Annotated in this window: 14 protein-coding genes; all 14 read left to right on the forward strand. The window is 42.8% G+C overall.

What is annotated here, in order from left to right:
* The first annotated feature begins 69 nt into the window (after positions 1-69).
* Genes gabT through AC1DOK_RS18730 form a run of 14 tightly spaced genes read left to right on the forward strand, consistent with a single transcriptional unit; the run spans position 70 to position 17262 of the window.
* Entirely contained in the window at positions 70-1425 is a 1356-nt protein-coding gene (gene gabT / locus AC1DOK_RS18665; protein WP_477555825.1) for a 4-aminobutyrate--2-oxoglutarate transaminase, read from the forward strand.
* Between the two features lie 9 nt (positions 1426-1434).
* Positions 1435-2862 carry an aldehyde dehydrogenase family protein gene (locus AC1DOK_RS18670; protein WP_477555826.1) on the forward strand — a complete coding sequence of 476 codons (1428 nt, stop codon included), beginning with the start codon at positions 1435-1437 and terminating at the stop codon, positions 2860-2862.
* A gap of 35 nt (positions 2863-2897) precedes the next feature.
* Complete coding sequence (locus AC1DOK_RS18675) at positions 2898-4361, forward strand: CoA-acylating methylmalonate-semialdehyde dehydrogenase (protein WP_477555827.1); 1464 nt, start codon at positions 2898-2900, stop codon at positions 4359-4361.
* Between the two features lie 26 nt (positions 4362-4387).
* Positions 4388-5749 (forward strand): aminotransferase, encoded by a 1362-nt coding sequence (locus AC1DOK_RS18680; RefSeq protein WP_477555828.1) that lies wholly within the window; start codon positions 4388-4390, stop codon positions 5747-5749.
* Between the two features lie 37 nt (positions 5750-5786).
* The gene (locus AC1DOK_RS18685; protein WP_477555829.1) at positions 5787-7247 is read left to right on the forward strand and encodes an aldehyde dehydrogenase family protein; all 1461 of its coding nucleotides are present in this window, start codon (positions 5787-5789) and stop codon (positions 7245-7247) included.
* A 13-nt stretch (positions 7248-7260) separates the two neighbouring features.
* The gene (locus AC1DOK_RS18690) at positions 7261-8400 is read left to right on the forward strand and encodes a saccharopine dehydrogenase family protein (RefSeq protein ID WP_477555830.1); all 1140 of its coding nucleotides are present in this window, start codon (positions 7261-7263) and stop codon (positions 8398-8400) included.
* 20 nt (positions 8401-8420) lie between these two features.
* A complete protein-coding gene (locus AC1DOK_RS18695) occupies positions 8421-10034 on the forward strand; it encodes an amidohydrolase (protein ID WP_477555831.1) in 1614 nt (537 codons plus the stop codon).
* Positions 10035-10054: 20 nt separating this feature from the next.
* Positions 10055-11149 carry an ABC transporter ATP-binding protein gene (locus tag AC1DOK_RS18700; RefSeq protein WP_477555832.1) on the forward strand — a complete coding sequence of 365 codons (1095 nt, stop codon included), beginning with the start codon at positions 10055-10057 and terminating at the stop codon, positions 11147-11149.
* A gap of 22 nt (positions 11150-11171) precedes the next feature.
* The gene (locus AC1DOK_RS18705; RefSeq protein ID WP_477555833.1) at positions 11172-12080 is read left to right on the forward strand and encodes an ABC transporter permease; all 909 of its coding nucleotides are present in this window, start codon (positions 11172-11174) and stop codon (positions 12078-12080) included.
* A gap of 1 nt (position 12081) precedes the next feature.
* The gene (locus AC1DOK_RS18710; protein ID WP_477555834.1) at positions 12082-12864 is read left to right on the forward strand and encodes an ABC transporter permease; all 783 of its coding nucleotides are present in this window, start codon (positions 12082-12084) and stop codon (positions 12862-12864) included.
* A gap of 33 nt (positions 12865-12897) precedes the next feature.
* Complete coding sequence (locus AC1DOK_RS18715) at positions 12898-13953, forward strand: ABC transporter substrate-binding protein (RefSeq protein WP_477555835.1); 1056 nt, start codon at positions 12898-12900, stop codon at positions 13951-13953.
* A 24-nt stretch (positions 13954-13977) separates the two neighbouring features.
* Entirely contained in the window at positions 13978-15408 is a 1431-nt protein-coding gene (locus AC1DOK_RS18720; protein ID WP_477555836.1) for a gamma-aminobutyraldehyde dehydrogenase, read from the forward strand.
* A 35-nt stretch (positions 15409-15443) separates the two neighbouring features.
* Positions 15444-17027, forward strand: a complete 1584-nt coding sequence (locus AC1DOK_RS18725; protein WP_477555837.1) for a flavin monoamine oxidase family protein — start codon at positions 15444-15446, stop codon at positions 17025-17027.
* A gap of 37 nt (positions 17028-17064) precedes the next feature.
* A complete protein-coding gene (locus AC1DOK_RS18730) occupies positions 17065-17262 on the forward strand; it encodes a Sec-independent protein translocase subunit TatA/TatB (protein WP_477555838.1) in 198 nt (65 codons plus the stop codon).
* Positions 17263-17279: the final 17 nt, after the last annotated feature.

The raw sequence follows: 17279 nt of genomic DNA on the forward strand, positions 1-17279 counted from the left end.
TAGTATTCTTGCATTAATAGTCTTAAAATTATGGAAAGCGCTTCATAATGAGACTAAGGGGATGAGACTTTGGAATTAACGCGAAAATTTGTATCGGTTGCTTCACAATTTCCGGAGAGCCGTACCAAGGAATTATTAAAGAAAAGGCAAGAGTTTGTACCAAGAGGAGTTAGCAATAATACGCCCGTTTTTGTACAAAAGGCCAAAGGGTCTTTGATATATGATGTGGATGGCAATGTATTCTTAGATTTTGCTGGAGCTATTGGAACACTAAACGTCGGCCATTGTCCGTCAGATGTTGTAGAAGCAGTGAAGAAGCAGGTTGATCAGTACATTCACACATGCTTTCATGTGGCAATGTATGAACCGTATCTTGCACTTGCTGAAAAGCTGGCAGAAATAACACCAGGTCAATACCAGAAAAAGACGATTTTCCTGAACAGTGGTGCGGAAGCTGTAGAAAACGCTGTCAAAATCGCTCGAAAATATACGGGAAAGCCAGGAATCGTTTCGTTTACACGTGGATTCCATGGGCGTACGCTGCTGGGCATGTCACTTACGAGCAAGGTAAAGCCTTATAAATTTCAAATGGGTCCATTTGCTCCAGCTACATATAAAGCACAATACCCTAATCTGATGGCTAGGCCTGAAGGAATGTCTGAAAAAGATTTTGCTCTGTACTGCGTCAAGCAGTTCGAAGATTTTCTATATACAGAGGCTTCACCAGAAGAATTGGCAGCAGTCATTATGGAGCCGATACAAGGTGAAGGCGGCTTTATCGTACCTCCGAAGGAATTTGTTAAAGGTGTATACGATATCTGTAAGCGCAACAATATCTTGTTTATCGCTGATGAGGTTCAAACTGGTTTTGGTCGAACAGGTACCATGTTTGCAAGCGAGCACTTTGACATCGAGCCTGATCTTATCACGATGTCCAAATCGATTGCTGCTGGCTTGCCGATCTCTGCAGTTACAGGACGTGCAGAAATTATGGATGCACCGAACCCAGGAGAAATCGGAGGGACCTATGGAGGAAGCCCTCTTGGGTGTGTGGCTGCTTTGGCCGTTATCGAAAAAATCGAACGTGAGCAGCTTCTGGAACGATCTCGCTCTATTGGTCAAAAAATCCTTGACCATTTCACACAATTGCAGAAGTCAATTCCACTGATTGCGGACATACGAGGGCTTGGAGCGATGTGCGCCGTAGAATTCTTGTATCCTGATACCAAAGAGCCAGCTAAAGCATTTGTTGCTGAAGTTCAGAAGGGATGCTATGAGGCTGGAGTTATCCTGTTAAGTGCAGGGGTGCATGGGAACGTGATTCGTTTCTTGACACCGCTCGTGATAACGGATGAAGAGCTCGAAGAAGGGCTCGATATTATCAAAGAAGTGTTGATTCGGCAGTATGCGCAACTGAGAAAGTAGGGGATGCTTGTGAAATGGGATTTGTTTATTAACGGACAATGGAAAGAAGCGGCTAAATACGAATCGCTGTATGCTCCTTTTTCAGGAGATAAGATTGCTGAAGTTGCTCATGCGAATGAAGTAGAAACAGAAGAAGCCATTGAAGCTGCAGTGAACGCTGCAAGTATCATGGCTAAGCTATCAGCTCATCAACGCACAGTGATTCTGAACAAAGCAGCAGATATTTTGGAAAAGCGCAAAGAAGAATTTGCCCGTATTATAGCTACGGAAGCGGCTAAACCGATTAAAACGGCAAGAGGAGAAATTGCACGCACCATACAGACTTACAGATTCGCAGCCATGGAAGCCAGTCAAATCCATGGAGAAACTGTACCGCTTGATGCGGCTCCAGGCGGAGAGGGGAGAATAGCCTTCACTTTACGCAAGCCGCTTGGTGTTATCGCTGCAATTACGCCATTTAACTTTCCTTTTAACTTGGTTGCACATAAAGTTGGTCCGGCTATTGCTGCAGGAAATACGATCGTACTGAAACCGGCGGGTCAAACGCCACTTTCATCATTGGTATTGGCTGAGGTATTCCAAGAAGCGGGTCTGCCTGACGGAGCTTTGAATATAATACCGGGGCCTGGATCAATTGTCGGGGAAAAGCTGGTGCGTGACCCAAGAATTAAAGCTATTACTTTCACAGGAAGTCCAGCTGTTGGGATAGCTATGAAAAACAAAGCAGGTTTAAAACGCGTCACTTTGGAGCTCGGCTCCAATTCGGCTTTGATCATAGACCACTCAATTGAAATTACCGATGAACTCATTGATCGCTGTGTGCTTGGAGCTTTTTCTTTTAGTGGTCAGGTCTGTATTTCCATTCAACGGATAATGGTGCACCAAAACAATTATGAGAATTTTTTGAATAAATTTAAAGCTAAAGTAGAAAAGTTGGTTGTCGGTGACCCACTTGACGAAGGTACAGATATGTCCGCTTTGATTCATGAAAAGGAAGTTCAGCGGATGCAAGAATGGGTCGACGGTGCTATAATCAAAGGTGCCATTGCTATGACCGGAGGGAAAGCGTTGAATACGAGACTCTTTCCGCCAACAATTTTGACAAATGTAGATGTGAAGGAGCCTGTGTCCTGCGAAGAAGTGTTCGGTCCTATTGTAAGCGTTTCCTCTTTTACAACACTTGAGCAAGCCATTAACGAGGTGAATCATTCCCGATTCGGACTACAGGCGGGGATTTATACGAATGACATTCATTCAGCGATGCAAGCTGCAGAGCAACTTGAAGTAGGTGGCGTTATGATTAACGATTTTCCTACATTCCGAGTCGATAACATGCCATATGGCGGTGTGAAAGAAAGCGGATTCGGACGCGAGGGAATTAAATATGCGGTAGAAGAAATGACAGAACTGAAGTTAATTGTTATAAAATTAAAATAATTGTATACATGAGTAAGAATTGAGGAGGTTCCGGCATGGCGCAAGTTCAGACAAAAGCGACCTATTTAAAAAATTTTATTGGCGGACAGTGGGTCGAGTCGAGAGGTTCCCACTATGAAGAGGTGCCAAATCCGGCAACAGGTGAAATTATCGCCTATGTACCGATTTCATCCAAAGAGGATGTAGACCAGGCGGTGAAAGCTGCAAGCAAAGCTTTTGCTGCCTGGAGAAAAACGGCAGTACCTAAGAGAGCACAACTGCTGTTCCGTTATCAGCAGCTGCTCGTTCAGAACTGGGAAGAACTAGCCAAGATCATTACGCTTGAGAATGGTAAAAGCTATCAAGAGGCTTATGGGGAAGTACAACGTGGTATTGAATGTGTTGAATTTGCTGCTGGGATCCCGACGCTCATGATGGGGTCACAGCTCCCGGATATTGCAACAGGTCTTGAATCAGGCATGTATCGATATCCGATAGGTGTTGTCGGAGGAATTACACCCTTTAATTTCCCTATGATGGTTCCATGCTGGATGTTCCCGCTTGCTATCGCATGTGGTAATTCGTTTGTATTGAAGCCATCTGAACGCACGCCATTACTGGCTAATCGGCTGGCTGAACTATTCAAAGAAGCAGGCTTGCCTGATGGTGTGTTGAATATCGTACACGGCGCTCGCGATGTCGTTAATGGATTGCTCGAGCATGAAGATATCAAGGCAATTTCTTTTGTCGGTTCTCAGCCTGTTGCTGAATATGTTTACCAAACAGCTAGCGCGAACAACAAAAGAGTTCAGGCGCTTGCTGGGGCAAAAAATCACTCGATAGTTATGCCAGATGCGGATCTTGACAATGCGGTAACGCAAATTATAAGTGGTGCGTTCGGTTCAGCAGGTGAACGTTGTATGGCATGTGCGGTTGTCGTCGCAGTAGGAGATATCGCTGATCAATTAGTTGAACGCCTGAAGCAAGCGGCAGATCAGATTACAATAGGGAATGGAATGGACAAAGGCGTATTTCTAGGTCCTGTCATTCGTGAAGAGAATAAGGAACGTACGCTAAAATATATTGAAATCGGTCAATCAGAAGGGGCCGAACTTGTACGTGATGGAAGTAAAGATAAAGCGGCCCAAGGTGAAGGTTATTTTGTAGGTCCAACTATATTTGATAATGTCAGAATAAACATGCAAATTTGGAAAAATGAGATTTTTGCTCCTGTGCTTTCAATTGTTCGCGCTAATGATTTGTCAGAAGCGATTGAGATTGCGAATCAATCTGAATTTGCTAATGGCGCATGTCTATATACGGATAGCGCTAAAGCAGTACGTCAGTTCCGTGAAGACATCGATGCTGGAATGCTTGGTATAAATATTGGAGTACCCGCTCCGATGGCCTTCTTCCCATTCTCAGGATACAAGAAATCTTTCTATGGAGATTTACATGCTAACGGACGTGATGGCGTTGAGTTCTATACGCGCAAGAAAATGTTAACGGCTCGTTATTAATTTTAATAGATTGGTGGGAAATGAATGTGATTAATAATTTTTCAGAACTAGATTCTAAACTGTATACAGCCAAAGATCGTCAATACTTATGGCATGCGATGTCTCCGTACAATCCGAATCAAGAACCGATGGTCGTCGTTCATGGAGAAGGTTCTTGGATTACGGATATTAAAGGAAATCGTTATCTGGATGCGATGTCGGGTCTCTGGTGTGTAAATGTCGGTTATGGAAGACAGGAATTAGCGGAAGCAGCTTATGAGCAATTAAAAGAAATGGCCTATTATCCACTGTCACAGAGTCACCTTCCTGCGATTCAATTAGCCGAGAAGCTAAATGAATGGCTGGAAGACGAGTATGTCATCTTCTTCTCCAATAGTGGTTCGGATGCGAATGAAACCGCATTCAAGATTGCGAGACAATATCATCAACAAACGGGTTCGCCAAACCGTCATAAATTTATCTCCCGATATCGTGCTTACCATGGCAACTCAATGGGGGCTCTGGCAGCTACGGGTCAAGCTTCGCGCAAGTACATGTATGAACCGCTCGGATCAGGCTTCCTTCATGTGCGTCCACCTGACAGCTATCGTCGTCCTGAAGGGATGTCTATCGAAGACTTTAATCTACTCTGTGCGCGTGAAATCGAGGAAAGAGTCATTTGGGAAGGGCAAGATACCATCGCTGCCGTCATAATGGAACCGGTGATCACAGGAGGAGGTATCATTGTCCCACATTCTTTGTATCTTGATGAGGTTCAAAGAATTTGTAAAAAGTATAACGTGCTCCTTATTATTGATGAAGTGATTTGCGGGTTCGGTCGTTCTGGTATGAAGTTTGGACACATGAACTACAAGGTGAAGCCGGATATTGTAACGATGGCAAAAGGCTTAACAAGTGGATATTTACCATTGTCTGCGACAGCTGTTCGTAAAGATATTTATGAAGCATTCAAAGAACAAGGTGATTTCACCCACCTAAGGCATGTCAATACATTCGGTGGCAGTCCTGCCTGCTGTGCACTGGCACTTAAAAATCTAGAGATTATGGAAAAAGAAAATCTCGTTGAGCGTTCCAGGCAGCTTGGGCAACGATTGGAAACGGAAATGCAGGAACTTCGGGAACATAAGTTTGTAGGCGACATTCGGAGCTTTGGTTTCCTAATGGGGATCGAACTTGTGGCAAACAAAGAGACGAAAGAACCGTTATCTCCAGCAGCCGTTGGCAAAATCATAGCTGAATGTAAATCGAATGGATTAATAATAGGCAGGAATGGGGATACGGTCCCAGGTTATAACAATATTCTTGCCTTGTCTCCTCCGCTTTCGTCGACGGATGAGGATTTGGATATTGTAATTGGAATATTGAAAAAAGTTTTAAAAGATCAATAAAATAGATCATGGATGTAAAGAAAGGAGGAAGGACCAAATGGATTTGAAACGAATGTATATTGATGGTGAATGGATAACAGGAAGTAGTGGAAAAACTCGGAATATTATGAACCCAGCTACAGAAGAAGTGATTGCGGTAGTTACGGAAGGTCATGTGGATGAGGTTAGAATGGCTATTGCTGCAGCTTATCGGGCTTTCTATGAAGATGGATGGATGGAAAGTAAGGCAAGAGATCGTGCCGAAAAGCTCCTTCAACTTGCGAATAAGTTAGAAGAGCGAGCTGAAGAATTTGCCAAGCTAGAAACGTTGAATAACGGGAAACCGATTCAAGAATCCAGATATGATGTGGCCGATGCTGTGAACCAATTCCGTTATTTCGCTGGGCTTGCAACAAAACCTCATGGACAGGTATATGATGTTCCTGATGATGTTCAGGCATTGGTGGTTTCTGAAGCCGTTGGAGTTGTAGCATTAATTACACCATGGAACTATCCGCTTGTGATGGCTACACAGAAGATTGCGGCTGCAATCGCTGCTGGATGCACAGTGGTCGTAAAGCCAGCTTCTGTGACACCTCTTACAGTTATTCTATTGTTTGAACTTATTGAACAAATAGGATTCCCTAAAGGTGTTCTCAATCTTGTCTTAGGCCCAGGTTCGATCATTGGCAATGAACTTTCTGAGAATCCTTTAGTGGATAAAATCTCTTTCACGGGTGGTACAGACACAGGAGTTGCTATTGCACAGAAGGCAGCTCCGACGATGAAGAGATTAAGCCTTGAGCTTGGCGGAAAATCACCGCTTGTCGTATTTGAAGATGCAGACTTTGATGCAGCAGTTGAATATGCCCTATTTGCAGTATTTGCCAATCAAGGACAGGTATGCTCTGCAGGCTCACGCTTAATTCTTCAAGAGAGTATATATGACCGTTTTGTTGAACAATTGTTAATCAAGGTGAAGAAAATAAAAATTGGGCCTGGAATCGAAGAAGATACGTTAATGGGTCCTCTTGTTTCCAAGGATCAACTAGAAACGGTTCTTGACTATGTGCAAATTGGTTTAGATGAAGGCGCCACGCTGTTGTGCGGTGGTAAACGAATCGAGGGCAAAGGTTATTTCATGGAGCCTGCGATTTTCACTAACTCGACACCTGAGATGAGAATCGTTCAAGAGGAAATCTTTGGTCCAGTGCTCGTCATTCAAAAATTTGCTACAGAAGAAGAAGCCATTCGACTAGCGAACGGTACCAAATTTGGACTGGCAGGCGGTGTCTTTACGAACGATTCCTCAAGAGCGATGAGGGTGATTCGTAAAATACGTGCTGGTATTACTTGGATTAATACGTATCATAACACTTACAATGAAGCACCATGGGGCGGTTTTAAGATGAGCGGTATAGGTCGAGATTTGGGCACATACGGATTTGGACAATTTTTGGAGCCTAAGCAAATCAATATCAAATTAAACGTTTCGCCGGCTGGATGGTTGCCACAATAAAGGAGGACTACACATGAGTAAAGTTGTTGTACTAGGAGCGACAGGAACAATTGGCAAGGTTATCGTTAAAGATTTAGTTGAAAGTGGTGTCGAGGTTATCGCTGCTGATTTGGATCAGGCGAAATTGAATGAACTGGCTCTGTGGGTAGGCAAAGAGATTACGACAACTACTTTGAATATTCGAGATATTGAAGCAGCAAAAACAGTATTAAGTCAAGGCAAAGTGTGTGTAAATGCGACAAATTATGTTTTTAATCTGGATGCAATGAGAGCTGCTTCGGCAGTAGGCGTGAGTATTCTTGATTTGGGCGGGCTCTTCAAATTTACGAATGAACAGTTGAAATTGGATGTTCAGATGAAGGAAGCAAATGTGCTTTCAATTACAGGAATGGGCTCAGATCCAGGCACTTCGAACATCTTTTGCCGTTATGGCGTTAATCAATTGGATATTGCTGAAGAAATTCATATCCGTTATGGATCTACATCGTCTGGAACAACCTTTGCATTTGCTGCTGACACGATCATTGATGAAGCGGTCAAGAACGCAATTGCTGTGAAGAATGGCAAGCTGGTTGAAATTCCTCCTTTAGCTGACGAAGAATTCACTCATTTTCATGAAGCTCTGGGTATTCAGAAAACGTACTCTATTATTCATTCTGAGCTTGCTACCTTACCGACTAGCTTCCCACAGGTTAAACACATTACTTATAAGGATACCTGGGATCCAGCAACGATCGAGAAAATTAAAGTGCTGGATGAACTGGGCCTTATTGATACGAATGAATTGGAAGACGGAACGATCCCTCGCCGTCAGCTTGTATCACTGTTAACCAAAGTACTATCCAAGAAGGAGAAGCCGGTATGGGGAACGGACTCGTTGCTTGTTGAAATCAAAGGGAAGAAGAATGGAAATCAGACGACGGTAAGATTGGAATTGTTGACAGAATATCATGCGAAATGGGGCGTCAGTCCGACACAATACGCAACAGCTATTCCTGCTTCCATCGTTGCCCAAATGCTGCTAAAGGATGAAATTACGGAGAAGGGCGTTAAGCCAGCAGAACTCTGCGTTGATCCAGAAACTTTTATCTCTTACCTAAAAAATAAAAATGTAGAGCTTTATATCACAATAAGTGAAACAGTAAAACAATAAAATAACAGCGGAGGTAACCCATGTCATCCATCCAAAATGTTGAATATGCAGATATCGTCATTATCAGTAATGCTGTATTTACAGGGATTGATAGCTTGCCTAAGCCAGGTGCGGTTGCGATAAAAGATAACAAGATTACGGCGGTTGGTGAAGAAAGCGACTTGCAAGCACAAATCGGTTCTCATACCAAGATTTATCGATATGAAGACAAGCTTGTTATGCCAGGATTCAATGATCTGCATCTTCATATTGTTCCAGGCTGTCTCAATGATGACAACGTTAATTTGCTTGACGCGAGATCTGAGCAGGAAGTTGTCGATCGAGTAGCACAATTTGCGAAAACGCGACCTCAAGATGCTTGGATCCAAGGCTACATGTGGTACCACACCAAGTGGGATGAGCCGAAGTTGCCGCATCGTGCTTCACTCGATGCGGTGCTTCCGGATCGCCCGGCATTTCTGCTCCATGCCTCTGGTCATACATCTTGGGTTAACTCAAAGGCTCTTGAGATACTCGGAATTGATCGGGATACACCAAATCCTCCGCACGGGGAAATTATGAAGGATGAGAATGGGGAGCCTACAGGAATCTTATATGAAGCGGCAGCAAGTCTAGCATGGAAAAATATAATGAAACTTCCAGAAGGCAGAAAAGATGAAGTGTTTGGAGCTTTTCTAAATCAGGCTGCCTCGTATGGCATTACATCCTTAACGGATATTTTTAAAGTGACGGATCTGGAAATTAATGAAATCGAGCTCTATGAAGAGTTTGAGCAGAAAGAGAAATTAACTACACGTGTTCATTTCTTAATTGGCCTTGATGGGGATATGGAGCGAGCGCGATACTACCGTGATAAGTATACTTCAGGCAAGCTTCGTTTTTCAGGATTGAAAGAGTTTTTGGATGGTGTTGTGACTACTCATACGGCTAACCTCGTTGAACCTTACACAGACATGCCGGATTCTTATGGTCAGAGCCTTCCTGAAGAAATGAGAGAATATGTTCTCGCTGCGGATCAAGAAGGATTCCGTATTCGTTTTCACGCAGTAGGAGATGGTGCAGTACGATATGCACTTGATCTCTTTGAAGAAGCGCAGCAACAAAATGGCGTTCGAGATTCCAGGCATACGATCGAACATATCGAGGTCGTGCATCCTGAAGATATTCCTCGTTTCAAAGAGCTGGATGTTATCGCATCCATGCAGCCAGAGCATATGGAGTTAATTAATAAGGATCACTATTTCTCCTGCATTGGCGAACGGGAACGGTATACCTTTGCCATTCGATCGTTATTAGATGCTGAGGCGAAGGTAGTTTTAAACAGCGATTATCCTGTTGTGTCGCTGAATCCATTCTTGGAAATATATCGAGCTGTGACTCGAAGTGTGGCTAGGGATGGATTATTTAACAAAGCAGAGGCAATCACACTTACAGAAGCATTGAAAGCGTATACAAAGACAGCCGCATATGGCATTTTCAGAGAAGATGAGCTGGGAACGCTTGAAGCAGGAAAACTCGCTGATCTTATCGTAATCGATCGCAATCTGTTCCAGGTGCCTGCAGAAAAAATCAAGGATGCACAGGTCGAATTAACCGTCATGGATGGTAAAATCGTTTTTGAAAAGCAGAACTAAAGGAATGGAGCGAATTTCACATGACATCTCATTTGGAGATCAAAAGCGCACAAAAACACTACAAAAAATTTATTGCTGTTGATCACGTTGATCTATCCATAAACAAAGGCGAATTCGTTACCATTCTAGGGCCAAGTGGTTCAGGCAAAACAACATTACTCAAGCTGATTGCTGGCTTTGAAATCATCGACGGTGGAGCGATCTATTTGGATGGTCAGGATATTACTAAGAAGAAGGCTTATGAACGCAATATTGGCATGGTTTTTCAAAACTATGCCTTATTTCCGCATATGACGATTTTTGATAATATAGCTTATCCACTTCGCTTACGCAAATTGTCGAAGCAAGAGATTAAGGAGCAAGTGCATAAAGTACTGCAAATTGTTCGTCTTGAGGACTTTTCCATGCGGTTTCCTAATCAACTAAGCGGTGGTCAGCAGCAGCGAGTAGCATTAGCAAGGGCGATTGTATTTAATCCGCCCTTGTTATTGCTGGACGAACCGCTTGGTGCGCTAGACAAAAATTTACGCCAGCAAATGCAATTTGAAATTAAGCATATTCAAGAGAAGTTAGGCATTACAACAGTCAGCGTTACGCACGACCAGGAAGAAGCTTTAACGATGTCGGATCGTATCTGTGTGATGAATAAAGGGAAAATTGAACAAATTGATTCTCCTGAGAGACTGTACAATCATCCGCAAAGTAAATTTGTCTCATCTTTTATCGGTGAGATCAATTGGATCAAAGGGAAGTTGATTCGAGCAGAATCTGGTATGTCTGTGATAAAGCTTTTGAATGGAGAAGTGGTTCATATTGAATCTGAACATGTGCTTCCAGAGAGCTCAGAAGTATTGATTGCTGTAAGGCCTGAAAATCTTCATATTGTTCAAGAAAATTCATCCTATTCGTATACTTTTCAAGCGAGAGTTATGGAGAAAACATATATTGGTGATTCATTCCGCATTGATGTAGCTACCAGTATGGACGAGCAAATCAGTATCAAGCTGAGATATGGAAGTTCAAAGCAAATCGCAGTCGGAGATGAGATTCAGATTGGCTGGAATGCACAGGATGCCTCCTTAATTCCTGACTATGAAGCTATCCCTGCATCTTAGAAATAGAAGGAGAGTGAGGTGAATGTTGCAAATGGCGAATACGCAGACACAAATAACCAATAAACTGATTTACAAGAAAAAAAGAGGTTTATCTTCGATTCCGGGCATTCAGTGGCTCTTATTTATTATTCCGGCAGTTTACATGCTGTTGCTTACCTTTATCCCGATTCTCAAGATCATGAAATTGGGTGTTCATAACGGAGAAGCTTATACTTTTGAGTATCTCCTGAAGATATTAACAACACCGGTTTATTTAAAAGTAATTCTCTACACATTTAAAATTTCTGTTATAGCGACAGTTGTTACTTTGCTACTTGGTTATCCGGTTGCATATCTGCTCTATAAGATGAAATCCGATAAGTGGAGAAACTTTACGACGGCTCTCATCATGATACCCTTCTGGATCTCTGCATTGATTCGAACATTTACTTGGATGATCATGCTGCAGAATGAAGGTCTTATCAATAAATTCTTGATGGGTCTTGGTCTAATCAATGAACCGCTCCAGTTGCTATATAATTCATTTGGTAACGCTGTCGGTATGATTCACTATCTATTTCCTTACATGGTATTTTGTATCTATTCAGTCATGAAAGGGATTGATGGTCGTTTAATTCAAGCGGCTGAAGGGATGGGAGCAAGACCATTGAAGGCATTTCGAGATATTGTGTTTCCGCTATCCATGCCTGGTGTGGTAGCAGGAGTGTTAATCTGTTTTGTTTTCAGTCTGGGATTTTTTATTACAGGCGTTATTCTTGGTGGCCCTAAAGACGCCATGATCGCAAATCTCATCGCTAATTTTATTAATGTTACATTAAATTGGAATTTGGCTGCAGCGCTCTCGATCATTCTTCTAGTTGCAACGATTCTTTTGATTCTCGTTCCATTTATAATCTTTAGGAAGCATCCAGCTTTGAAAGGGGTGATATAACATGTGGTTAAGAGTTCTAGTTGTCTTAATTCTATTTGTGTTCATACTTCCGATTGTGCTTATTATTCCTCTATCCTTTACATCTGTTTCCTATTTTCAATTTCCGCCGCCAAGCTTTTCGCTTATGTGGTATGAAAAGGTCTTAGATAGTCCTGTTTGGATCCAAGTTTTTTCGCGAAGTTTGATTATTGGCGTTTTGACAGCAATTTTATCTCTGATTCTAGGTACGATGGCAGCGATTGCTTTTACAAGACTGAATTTTTGGGGCAAAAATATTTTTCTTCCTCTCATGCTCTCACCAATGGTTGTACCGGGAGTAGTCGTGGCAATTGGGCTTTATTATTTCTTTGCACCTTTTAAACTGACTGATACCTACCTAGGAATGATATTGTCCAACTCGGTTCTTGCTATTCCGATTGTGTTTACACTTGTAATTGCAAGTCTTAAAGGAGTAGATCGCAATTTAGAATTAGCTGCAATGGGACTTGGATCCACGCCTATAGGTGCTTTTTTTAAGGTAACCGTTCCTTTGATGAAAACAGGATTGTTCTCTGGTACGTTGTTTGCTTTCTCGATCGTATTCGATGAGCCGATTATCTCGCTTTTCATGTCAGGTGCGAATACGAAAACGTTGCCAGTCAAGTATTGGGAAAGCTTGCGTACGAGTATCGATCCTAGCATCGCCGTCGTATCGACTGTTCTGATTGTTATGACTTTGGCTTTATTTCTGGTTCAGGGCTGGATTTCTTCCAATGCTGCAAAGCGAAGTATTAAGCAGGAGTAGTTTCATTTTTTATGAAAATAAGGGGGAATAAGAATGTTGAAAAGAATAACCGGTATGACTTTGGTATTTGCTTTAACCGCCTCATTGGTCGCCTGCAGTAGTACAAAAGAAGGTTCGAGTGGGGCCAACCCGCAGAAATTAACGATCGTAGACTGGGATGCAAATTCGATTAGTTATAGACAAGCAGCAGTATACGATGCCTTTGAGAAAAAATATAACGTAGAGATTGTACTTGAAACACCACCAGATTACGGAAAGCTGCAAGCAATGGTAGATAGCGGGAACGTCACATGGGATGTCGTGAATGTTGATTCTTTCTATGGAAAACTAGCTGGGCAACAAGGGCTGTTCGAGCCACTCGATTACAATGTCATTAGTAAAGATGGATTCAACGATCAAACAGCAACAGCGAATTATATCGCTTCTGATTCCTTTGCTACGGTCATAAGCTGGAACTCGTCAAAGATTGATGCGGCAAATGCACCGAAGACATGGGCAGATTTCTGGGATACGAAGAAATACCCAGGCGGTCGCTCTGCTTATAATTTCGTTGCCGGAAGTCTTGAAATGGCATTGTTAGCAGATGGAGTAACCAAGGATAAGCTGTATCCGTTAGACGTAGATCGTGCGTTCAAGAAATTAGATGAAATTAAAAAAGAGTTTAAAACATGGTGGACGAGTGGTGCGCAAGTGCCGGATCTGTTAACCAATGGAACAGCTGCACTTGCTACGGCTTATGACGGTACGCTAGCTGCGCAGAAGAAAAAGGGAACACCTGTAGAATTTACATATGAGAACGCGTTACGTTCTTATCTCGGCTGGGTAATTCCAAAGGGTACTAAAAACAAAGATCTGGCAATGAAATTTATCGCTTTCTCTACTTCCGAAGAAGTGCAACTGGAATATGGCAAGAATGCTGATTATGCACCTTCGAATCAAAAGGCGATCGACAAATTGTCGGATGCAGATAAGAAGCGTCTAGGCGTAACACCAGAATTGCAAGCTATTCAAGTAGCAAATGACGATACCTACTGGATCGAGAACTTTGACAAGCTTAATGAACGTTTTGGACAGTGGATGTTAGAATAACTTATTGTAGAGGAGACTTCAGGTATGACACAAAGACAACAAATTTTTATAAATGGACAATTTGTAGATAGCTTGAGTAAACAGTACGATTCAATCCTTAATCCAGCAACAGGTGAAGTGCTTGCTAAAGCTCCAATTTGCAATAAAGACGATGTCGATGCTGCTGTGCAAGCGGCAGGTATCGCCTTCAAGTCGTGGAGAAATACGACTCCTGGAGAAAGAAGCACCACATTATTGAAGCTTGCGGATCGGATTGAGGCTCACGCAGAGGAATTAGCCGTATTAGAAACTCAGAATGTTGGGCTCCCAATTCAATTTTCAACCCATCTAATTGAGTTCATTGTTGACAATTTGAGATTTTTTGCAAGCGCTGCGCGTATGCTGCAAGGACCTCTTTCGGGAGAATATATGCCTCAGCATAACAGCATGCTTCGGCGGGAACCGCTTGGTGTTGTGGCTTCAATCGCTCCATGGAATTTCCCGCTTGCGATGGCGATCTGGAAGATTGGTCCTGCAATTGCGGCTGGTAATACAGTCGTGCTCAAGCCTTCGGAGCTAACGCCATTAACAGCTTTGAAGCTTGCAGAACTTAGTGTTGGCATACTTCCTCCTGGGGTACTAAATATCGTGACTGGTCACGGTACAGAGGCAGGAGCAGAGCTTGTTCGCCATCCTGAGGTAAAAATGGCTGCACTTACAGGTAGTGTGCGTGCTGGCAGTTCAATTGCCAAAGAGGCATCTAACTCTGTGAAAAAACTCCATCTGGAGCTGGGTGGTAAAGCACCATTTATCGTATTCGATGATGCAAATATGGAAGAGGCTGTTTTCTGGGCAGCAGCAGGCGGGTTCTATAACAGCGGGCAAGACTGCACAGCAGCAACTCGGATTTATATTCAGGAAAATATCTATAATGAATTTATTGAAAAATTAGTTTTTTTTGTCGAAAGTACTGCAGTTGGAGATCCAATGCACCCGGATACGCTGGTGGGTCCTGTCATTTCAGAAGCACATCTTCAGAAAATTGATGGAATGGTGCAGCGTTCCGTAAATAATGGATGCAAAATATTGGCAGGCGGTTCACGCATGGATTGTCCTGGTTTCTTCTACCGTCCAACTGTTATCGCAGGCGCGAAACAATCCGATGAGATTATCCAGGAAGAAGTGTTTGGCCCTGTTATCACAGTAATGCCGTTCCAAACGGATGAAGAAGCTATTCAAATGGCGAATGATTGCAAGTATGGACTAGCTTCTTCTATCTGGACCAAAAATTTAGATCGTGCCATGAGAGCAAGCAAGGAACTTGAATTTGGCGAAGTTTGGACGAATGCCCATCTGAGTTTGCTCAGCGAAATGCCGCATGGCGGACATAAGATGTCGGGATACGGCTCTGATTTATCAATCTATGCCTTAGAAGAGTATACACGCTTAAAGCATGTCATGATGAAATTTGAATAGTGAATCACTCTTAAATTAATAGGAGGATGAATCCCATGTCAAAAACACCATTAATGCGCCATTTGCAAAAAGCTGCGCGTATAGCTAGCGAGGCAGCTCACAGAGATGTATCTGTAGAACAAGTCATTGAGGAACACAAATTATCACGAAGAGAATTTCTGCAGAAAGCGATGCTTGCTACTGCAGTAATGGCTCTTCCGCCAGTCGTGTTAAACCTTGGCACCAAAATCGTGAATGCAGCGACAGCGCCACGTGTTGTGGTTGTAGGTGCAGGACTAGCTGGATTGACTGCAGCTTATCGCCTAAAACAGGCTGGAATCAATGCACAAGTATACGAGGCTTCTTCTCGCATAGGGGGTCGCTGCTTTACAGGAAGAAACGACTTCGCTGATCATCAGACTTTTGAACATGGTGGAGAATTAATCAATACCGATCATATGGATATCTTAAATTTGATTAGTGAACTCGGACTTCAAGTGGATGACTTATGGGCTTACAGTAATGGTGATTTTAGATTGATTATGGATGGTCAACTTGCCGATTTTGAGGAATTATCCCGCTTGTTCTTGGATGTTTGGAAGCCTCTACAAAAAGATCGAAAAGATATAGGTGATGTGACGCTATATAATCGCTTTACGGCTCGTGGCAAGGAATTAGATAATATGTCAATGAAAGATTGGTTACAGCTTAACGTTCCGAATGGGATGAATTCCTTGTTATCCAAGGTTGTTGATGTAGCTTATACAGCGAGTATGGGGCTTGAGATCTCGCAACTAAGCTCGCTGGAAATGATATACGCCATGAGTACATCCACTAAACAGGAGTTTTCACCTTTTGGAACTGGTAGTGAAGAAAGATATCATGTTCATGGCGGAAATGATTTGGTCGCACATAAGATGGCAGAGAAGTTGAGTGGGCAAATCAATCTGTCATCTCCTCTAGAGAGTTTGATCCAAAACACTGATGGTACGTATTCGCTTCATTTTAGCAGTAAATTCAGCAGCGTACAGGCCGATTATGTCATATTGGCACTGCCAGCCACAACACTTCGTGATGTTAGTTTAGACAAGTCTGGGTTCAGAAGCTTGAAGCGAGAAGCAATTACTCAAATCGGAATGGCGACTTGCTCCAAAATGGCTCTTCAATTTACAGATCGGCACTGGGAATCTCTTGGCAGCAGCGGAGATATCGTATCCGATAGGTACCAGGATACATGGGATGCGACAAGAGGTCAATCAGGGAAATCTGGCATTTTGGTCGATTTTACAGGTGGTAACATGGGTAACAGTTTCGGAAAAGGATCAGTGGATCAGCATGCACAAAACTTCTTAAAAGCAATAGAGCCTGATTTGCCTGGTTTAACTGAAAAATGGAACGGGATCGCAAAGCTTGATTATTGGCCTGGTTATAAATGGACCAAGGGTTCCTATTCCTGCTATACAGTCGGGCAATATACAAAATATAGAGGGATTCTAGGGGAGCCTGAAGGGAATTGCTTCTTTGCAGGTGAGCATACATCGCTCAAATTTCAACAGTTTTTGAATGGCGCTGTTGAGACAGGCAATATAGCTGCTAGCAAAGTGCTGAGTAAATTGAAGTCAGCTGCAGTTCAAGTATAGACATAGCTTTCCAAATATCATTGTTGGAGGTGTTTACATGGGCGCATTATCACCATGGCATATTATTCTGATTGCAACTGTTGCATTACTTTTGTTTGGTCCAAATAAACTTCCAGAGCTTGGGCGAGGTTTTGGTAAAATGTTCAGAGAATTCAAACAAGCAACGACTTGGAATGACAAATCTGAGGATTCAACACTTGAACGGATCGAGATTAAGGGAGCACCAAAAGAGTAGCAGTAAGGAAGGAGTAG

The organism is Paenibacillus sp. P5_B5 (genome assembly GCF_056400365.1).

Excerpts from the sequence above, each read along its gene's own strand:
- AC1DOK_RS18675 (WP_477555827.1), top strand. The coding sequence starts at position 2,898 with ATGGCGCAAGTTCAGACAAAAGCGACCTATTTAAAAAATTTTATTGGC.
- AC1DOK_RS18685 (WP_477555829.1), top strand. The coding sequence starts at position 5,787 with ATGGATTTGAAACGAATGTATATTGATGGTGAATGGATAACAGGAAGT.
- AC1DOK_RS18690 (WP_477555830.1), top strand. The coding sequence starts at position 7,261 with ATGAGTAAAGTTGTTGTACTAGGAGCGACAGGAACAATTGGCAAGGTT.
- AC1DOK_RS18695 (WP_477555831.1), top strand. The coding sequence starts at position 8,421 with ATGTCATCCATCCAAAATGTTGAATATGCAGATATCGTCATTATCAGT.
- AC1DOK_RS18700 (WP_477555832.1), top strand. The coding sequence starts at position 10,055 with ATGACATCTCATTTGGAGATCAAAAGCGCACAAAAACACTACAAAAAA.
- AC1DOK_RS18705 (WP_477555833.1), top strand. The coding sequence starts at position 11,172 with ATGTTGCAAATGGCGAATACGCAGACACAAATAACCAATAAACTGATT.
- AC1DOK_RS18710 (WP_477555834.1), top strand. The coding sequence starts at position 12,082 with ATGTGGTTAAGAGTTCTAGTTGTCTTAATTCTATTTGTGTTCATACTT.
- AC1DOK_RS18715 (WP_477555835.1), top strand. The coding sequence starts at position 12,898 with ATGTTGAAAAGAATAACCGGTATGACTTTGGTATTTGCTTTAACCGCC.
- AC1DOK_RS18720 (WP_477555836.1), top strand. The coding sequence starts at position 13,978 with ATGACACAAAGACAACAAATTTTTATAAATGGACAATTTGTAGATAGC.
- AC1DOK_RS18725 (WP_477555837.1), top strand. The coding sequence starts at position 15,444 with ATGTCAAAAACACCATTAATGCGCCATTTGCAAAAAGCTGCGCGTATA.
- AC1DOK_RS18730 (WP_477555838.1), top strand. The coding sequence starts at position 17,065 with ATGGGCGCATTATCACCATGGCATATTATTCTGATTGCAACTGTTGCA.